4 protein-coding genes and 2 pseudogenes are annotated in these 4751 nt (G+C 49.5%); 2 read left to right on the forward strand and 4 right to left on the reverse strand.

Going from position 1 to position 4751, the window contains the following annotated elements:
• Both E1919_RS26885 and E1919_RS26890 read left to right on the forward strand, forming a co-directional pair.
• A pseudogene (locus E1919_RS26885) lies at positions 1–570 on the forward strand (TonB-dependent receptor); the annotation flags it as partial.
• A gap of 8 nt (positions 571–578) precedes the next feature.
• Positions 579–1067, forward strand: a complete 489-nt coding sequence (locus E1919_RS26890) for a thioredoxin family protein (RefSeq protein ID WP_162056486.1) — start codon at positions 579–581, stop codon at positions 1065–1067.
• 588 nt (positions 1068–1655) lie between these two features.
• Here the strand turns inward: E1919_RS26890 and E1919_RS26895 are convergent.
• From E1919_RS26895 to E1919_RS28320, 4 genes and pseudogenes are all read right to left on the reverse strand, one after another.
• Entirely contained in the window at positions 1656–2075 is a 420-nt protein-coding gene (locus tag E1919_RS26895; protein ID WP_162056487.1) for a hypothetical protein, read from the reverse strand.
• A gap of 48 nt (positions 2076–2123) precedes the next feature.
• Complete coding sequence (locus tag E1919_RS26900; RefSeq protein ID WP_162056488.1) at positions 2124–2819, reverse strand: hypothetical protein; 696 nt, start codon at positions 2817–2819, stop codon at positions 2124–2126.
• Positions 2820–3769: 950 nt separating this feature from the next.
• The gene (locus E1919_RS26905; protein WP_162056489.1) at positions 3770–4054 is read right to left on the reverse strand and encodes a hypothetical protein; all 285 of its coding nucleotides are present in this window, start codon (positions 4052–4054) and stop codon (positions 3770–3772) included.
• A 589-nt stretch (positions 4055–4643) separates the two neighbouring features.
• Positions 4644–4751, reverse strand: a pseudogene (locus E1919_RS28320) (IS982 family transposase); the annotation flags it as partial.

Consider the following 4751-nt stretch of genomic DNA (forward strand, 5'->3'; position numbering starts at 1 on the left):
CTCCGGGGCCATGCCGTCACGCAGGGCCTCACCCTGAACATGGACGTGGAGCTGCTCAACGGGCTGAAAATGCTGGCTGGGGGAACGTACATGGATGTGTACACGAAAGAAGCGGAAGAGGGGGGCGGCATAGAAAAGCAGCGGCAGGTGCTCACCGAGAGGTGGACCGGGACTTGGGCTGTAACCTATAAAATAAGACCTTTGAACCTGGGGATTGATTACACAGGGAACCTGTACGGGCCCATGCGCCTGCCTTTACTAGGGGAACTTGACCCGAGGCCGGAATATTCTACCTGGTGGAGCATCCAGAATATTCAGCTCACCTGGGGCAGCCCCGGCGGAAGGGTGGAGGTTTACGGCGGCGTGAAGAACCTTCTTGATTTCACACCGGCAGCCTACAGCATCGCAAGGTCCCACGATCCGTTTGACAAGGAGGTAGTGTTTGACGGAAACGGGCAGGCAGTGCCAACTCCAGGCAATCCTTACGCTCTGACTTTCGACCCCGCTTATGTGTACGCGCCCAACCAGGGCATCAGGGGTTTTCTGGGAGTGAGGGTAAACATCAGGTAAGGGCGGCTATGAAGAGATTTCTTTTAGTTATGGTGCTGGTTGGAATCACTATACTACAGTTCCAACCGGCAGTTGCACAGCCAAACTCTTTCGCGTTCGGGCAACTGGAAAGCCTGCAAAAAGCAGAGAGAAGGCCAGTGGTTGTATTTATTTCCACGGACTGGTGCAGGTACTGCTCAAGGATGAAGCTCAGTACGTTCCGGGATGAGCAGGTGGTGAAACTGCTGAACACAAGTTTTTACTTTGTCTTCCTGAACGCAGAAGAGAAAAACGATATATCTTTTTACGGACACACCTTCAAGTACAGGCCGACAGGCAACGAAACAGGAGTGCATGAACTGGCTGAGCAGCTCGGAAGCGTAGACGGGCGACTGTCCTACCCTACACTTTCTGTGCTGAACGCTGATATGGAAATTATCTATCAGCAAGGAGGCTTCCTATCGGCTAAAGAACTTGTGATCATACTCGCTTCGGTGAAGAAAGAGCAAAAGAAATAAATCTTACAGGACCAGCAAAAGCAAGGACTTTAGCGATATAACTAATCCTAATGCCTTGCAGTTAAGTTGTTCTGGTGCATTAACTGCCTGGCACGTATATGCTGAAGTGGTGCCGATTCCTGAGCTGCCAGATAAACTATTCAAAGCAGAAGAGTACAAGAAAAACGAGTTAAGGGAAAGCAACGAAAAAAGCAGACGGATTGGGTTTAAGCAGGTTGAAAAACGCACCCTGGCGCTTAAACTAAATCAGAGCGAACTTGAAAAGCTTTTCTCAGGGGCTTATTTTTTAGCCACTTAAAATGAAGTTGTACAGAAAAATAGGTTGACAAACTTTTCTTGTGAAACGTGGGCTTTCTTGAGAGGCTTTTTCAATCAGCAATCTTCGTACTTACCATATTAGGTGTTATACCGCGAACCCCGTTTTCAGTCTTCTGGAAGGGGTGCCGGTTTTGCTACTTTGACCGGATGGGTCGCTATAAAACCATAAACAGTGCGTTCTTTCCCAGGTGCCCAAAATAAGAAAGCCACCTCTTAAAGAGATGGCTTTTCATAAGTAGTAAATAGGTATAATTCTTTATAAAAACAGGCCTAGTCGCCCTTGTTCAGGGAGAAGCTGCCGTCACCGTTAAAGTCTGTCAAGACAATTGCCACGGTCCACGCTCCCGGAGCGCCGGAAGAGGAGGTCACTCCTGACTTTGAGTCTTCCCCGTCCCCGGCAGTGAGCTTCTTGTCAAGAACGTTTTTCCCTTCAGCATCCTTTATCACGAGCTGGAAGCTTCCTCCCCTGGAGGCGGTGATGTCCATGTTGTAATCGGCAGTGGGCATGGAGTTCTGCCAGGTGTAGGTCTTTGCGAAAGAGCCTCCGTTGCCTGTCACATCCCCGTCAGTGTCACCGCTTGTGGTGGTGGTAAAGGTGGCGTTAGCTGTTGGGCCTTCCTCTTTCTCGCAGCTGCTAAAAAGTCCTACGGCAGCTAAAAGCAACACCACGAGTATCTTTGCTTGCTTCATTATCTTTCCCTTTTGTTGTTAATGATGAAGTGTTTGATAATCCGCTGCTTAGTCCTCTTCCTCTATTTCCACTTCCGTTGCCAGTTCCAGGCCATCGGCCACCTCTTCAAAGATATCGGTGTTCTGGGTCGAGCTGATGACAATGACACCCTGCGCGTTCTTTGTTGCCGTTAAGAGCTCTTCTGAGGAGACACCGGCAAACCAGGCAACGGGGTTGAATGTCACCTGTGCCACCACGCTCTGCCCCTCGTCAAAGGTGACAGCGCCCTCTCTCTCCACCTCAAACTCCTCTCCTGAGTTGAACTCGAAGCGAAGCGGGTGGGCCTGCCCCAAGGCGTCAGTGAAGGTGCCGCTGAGCACAATGGCGGGCTGGCTTCCTTTGTCCTGAAGCTCCATCTCCACTTCTATCTCCTCATAGGTTCCCGGGCGGAAAGCAACGGCACTGATGTCAGGAGAGGTGGCGCCGGTGGCGAAGTCTACCTGCACGTCCTGCTCCAGCTCAAAGTCCACCTCCAGGGAATCCACATCACTCTCTGCCTCGAACTGAATTTCACTCAGTGTAATGGTGCCGGAGCTGAAGGACAGGCTATTGGTGGAGGCAGTCCTTCCGTTGACGGGGGCTGCTGCTGTAACGGTGTTAAAGCTGAGGCCAACCTGTGGCTGTGGCGCTGTGGTCTCTTCCTCCCCGCAGGCAAGCATGCCAAGTGACAGGGAAGCAATTAGTAATAAGGATAAAGTTTTCATAGGAAAGATATTTGAATGTTTGTTTACCTGTCAAATATCTGGCAGGAACATGAAGATAGGATGAAGAACCAGATACTCTATATATATTATTTTATTAATTTATGCTTTGTGGAAGCTATCAAGAAAGAGGGCAGGCTTAGCCTGAAGCACAGAACCGGTTCTCCTGCTAATGCTGCAGAAGGTTGTTATACGATATGCTTTATATGTAAAGAGCAATTTTTAATAGTAAAGGAAAGGCTGCCAAAATTGGGCAGCCTTTCCTTTACTAAAGCTAAAGTCCGCGGGGACTATTTATGATAGAAAGAGCTGGAGGCTCTTGAGGCGAGCAAGGTAATAAATATTTCCAAATAGAAACATATCGGAAAAAGTGCTGACGATGACACTAAAGAATTTTAACCACACCCCCTAAACGAAAGAAGGTGCCTGCAAAGCGCAATAATGAAAAGCAGGCTTTCATGCCGGTGAAAACGCTGATTCAGCCAAAGCCATGCCTTGTAATCGTCCTGGAAAACGTGTGATAGTGAGATGTTTTACAGTCAACAAGCACTGCACCTGGCAGAAGATGTGCAGTGCCGTGAATCACCTTTCTTCGGTGAGCTCACACAGCCCCTGAACGGCTTTACCTCGTGCTCTGGATATGCGCTGAGTTAGCGTTCCACAGGCGTTGGCATCACTTTTCAGCAAGTTAATCTCTTAAAACAGGTGGTCTGCAAAATTACACTAACCTTCACAGGTTCCGGAGGGTAAACTGCAGAGGAACAAATTTTCCGAACCGCATTCTAAGCTATGAAAACAACTCGGGAGGCACTGTCTGTTAAAGGCGGTGCCTCTTTGGTTTGAAGACCTCCAGGCAAGGGACATCTCCCGTGGGAGGCCCTATCCGGTAGGCCATTGCACTCCCTGCCGTGAGTGTAGATGCTTTTGTCCCTGTACCGGCAAATCAAGGGAGGCTAAAATCCCGTTTCCCTCCACCTGTTTTCAAGCTCGCTGTAGCACACCAGCGTGGCTGATAAACCAGCGGTGTCGGAAACGAGGAAGTGCATCACCAGGTCAGGGCTCTCAGTACTTTGGTAGTAATAGGAGCTTTGCACTATGTCCGGCAGCTCCTGGGAAGCTACTCCTCTGAAGTGGTTTCTGAAATAGGTTGTTGACATGGACTTAACGGCACCGTTGGCCTGGTACCTGATGTCGCCGCCCCCCAACAGGGGCACCACATGCGCGTTGAGATTCTCCATCTACTGCAAAGTTAGGCGAAAGGCAGCTATAGCGCTACCGTCCGAAAGCTTATCCCCTAAAAGTGTAACAGTATCAGTGGTTAAGGATGCAAACCATATGACCGATGTTATGCTTAGTAGGGCACTATTCTATTTAATTTTCCATCTGAGAGCCATCAAAAGCTTCAAAGATGCCTTGGTTGCCATCCCAGGGGACGGCCTTTCCCTGAAATAACACAGCCTGCCGGAACCGCTGTTGATTCTTATCGTTAAAAAGCGTTGTTCCTGGCTGACTCACTGGTTAGAGCCTTTAGCATGCGGTAAGGCATAAGCTGCGATGTGTTGGTGGTTGTAGGCCTTGCCCAAACGACAGCTCTCTTGCTTTTGCGTGCTGCTTTTATACTGATGGTGAACCGTTGGATGCGTTAGGGGCGGCTTCAAGGAGAAAGGGCCCGGCGAGCATCAGACAGGCAGCCAAAAGAAAAGGGTAGCCACCGACTACCCTATCATGCAGACAAACAATCTAAACTAACATGTGGCTTTGGCTAAGAGCCGGTAACCGGGCATAAAGGTAGCAGCAGTAACTTCATATTTAACGTGAACTCGGGAATTAAGCTAATGTTCTGGAGGGTCTAAATCTTGTGTTTTGGTGGTCGAGAAAGGTGTAGGCTGTCAGGCCTGAGAGGATGTGGACCAGGGCGTTGAGGGGATTTCGGTG

The sequence above is a fragment of the Pontibacter pamirensis genome (assembly GCF_010015475.1).
Lineage (GTDB): Bacteria > Bacteroidota > Bacteroidia > Cytophagales > Hymenobacteraceae > Pontibacter > Pontibacter pamirensis.